The sequence below is a fragment of the Gottschalkia purinilytica genome (genome assembly GCF_001190785.1).
Classification (GTDB): Bacteria; Bacillota; Clostridia; order Tissierellales; family Gottschalkiaceae; genus Gottschalkia_A; species Gottschalkia_A purinilytica.
The window spans coordinates 1-1,128 of sequence record NZ_LGSS01000056.1 but is presented as its reverse complement, the minus strand read 5'-3'; the positions used below and the strand labels follow the sequence as shown (position 1 = coordinate 1,128).

The 1,128-nt window shown below is 49.6% G+C and carries 2 rRNA genes; both read right to left on the bottom strand.

From position 1 onward, the window contains the following. Positions 1 to 284 (bottom strand): 23S ribosomal RNA (locus CLPU_RS17770); the annotation flags it as partial. Between the two features lie 125 nt (positions 285 to 409). Further along, positions 410 to 1,128, bottom strand: a 16S ribosomal RNA gene (locus CLPU_RS16295); the annotation flags it as partial.

The following is a 1,128-nucleotide window of genomic DNA, read 5'->3' as shown; positions in this document are numbered from 1 at the left end:
CTTTTACAGGTTTGGGCTCTTTCCCTTTCGCTCGCCGCTACTTAGGAAATCGATGTTTCTTTCTCTTCCTCAGGGTACTTAGATGTTTCAGTTCCCCTGGTTTACCTTCACTTACCTATGTATTCAGTAAGTGATACCTAAGGTTTACCTTAGGTGGGTTTCCCCATTCGGATATCTACGGATCAATGTCTACTTGCGACTCCCCGTAGCGTTTCGGCGCTTATCCCGTCCTTCTTCGGCTCCTGGTGCCAAGGCATTCACCCTATGCTCTTAATAACTTGACCAGTTGAAATTGTAGTAGCTATTTCTAGCTTACTACGTAGTATTTTTTCGCTGTGTAGTTTTCAAGGTACAAACTTTTGAGAGTTTGAACTCTCAAAATTAAATAGTGAAAAGCAATTCTCCTTAGAAAGGAGGTGATCCAGCCGCACCTTCCGATACGGCTACCTTGTTACGACTTCACCCCAATCATCAATCCCACCTTCGACGGCTGCCTCCTTACGGTTAGCTCACCGGCTTCGGGTGTTATCGACTCTCATGGTGTGACGGGCGGTGTGTACAAGACCCGGGAACGTATTCACCGCAGCATTCTGATCTGCGATTACTAGCAACTCCGGCTTCATGTAGGCGAGTTTCAGCCTACAATCCGAACTGGGATCGGCTTATTGGGATTTGCTCCACCTCACGGCTTCGCTCCCCGTTGTACCGACCATTGTAGCACGTGTGTAGCCCAAGACATAAGGGGCATGATGATTTGACGTCATCCCCACCTTCCTCCGGTTTGTCACCGGCAGTCCCTCTAGAGTGCTCAACTTAAATGTTAGCAACTAAAGGCAAGGGTTGCGCTCGTTGCGGGACTTAACCCAACATCTCACGACACGAGCTGACGACAACCATGCACCACCTGTCACCTCTGTCTCCGAAGAGAAAGGACTATCTCTAGTCCGGTCAGAGGGATGTCAAGTCTTGGTAAGGTTCTTCGCGTTGCGTCGAATTAAACCACATGCTCCGCTGCTTGTGCGGGTCCCCGTCAATTCCTTTGAGTTTCAGTCTTGCGACCGTACTCCCCAGGCGGAGTGCTTAATGTGTTAACTTCGGCACTGAGGTTCGACCCCCAACACCTAGCAC